Below are 504 nucleotides of genomic sequence, written 5' to 3'. Positions count from 1 at the left end.
GTAACCCGCTTCTTAGAAGACAAAATGCGTCGTCACAATATTTGTGCAGGGTTTGCCCTCGGTGGCATCACCTCGACGATTGTTGATTTACATGAAAAAGGCTTTATTCGCAAACTGATTGATGTACAGAGTTTTGACCGTGCCGCCGCGATGTCATTAGCTCGCAATCCAAACCACATTGAAATTAGTGCCAATCAATACGCTTGTTTCGACTCAAAAGGTGCGTCTGTCGATATGCTTGATGTGGTGGTATTAAGTGCGCTGGAAATAGATACGCGCTTTAACGTTAACGTATTGACGGGTTCAGATGGCGTGATCCGTGGTGCATCGGGTGGCCACAGTGATACTGCCGTCGCGTCAAAACTATCCATCATTGTTGCACCGTTAGTTCGTGGTCGCATTCCTACCTTAGTGGATGAAGTGATCACTTGTGTTACCCCCGGTTCTAGCGTTGATATTTTAGTGACCGATCATGGCATTGCCGTCAACCCTGCACGTCCAGAA

At 47.2% G+C, this 504-nt stretch carries 1 protein-coding gene; it reads left to right on the top strand.

Annotated elements, in window-relative coordinates; genetic code table 11:
• Positions 1-504: citrate lyase subunit alpha (locus ABN217_RS20550; RefSeq protein ID WP_349460053.1), on the top strand; the 504-nt coding region annotated here is incomplete at both ends.

The organism is Proteus sp. fly-1067 (assembly GCF_040139345.1).
Lineage (GTDB): Bacteria > Pseudomonadota > Gammaproteobacteria > Enterobacterales > Enterobacteriaceae > Proteus > Proteus vulgaris_B.
Note: the sequence above shows the minus strand (reverse complement) of the source record. Positions and strands in the feature narration are given on the sequence as shown.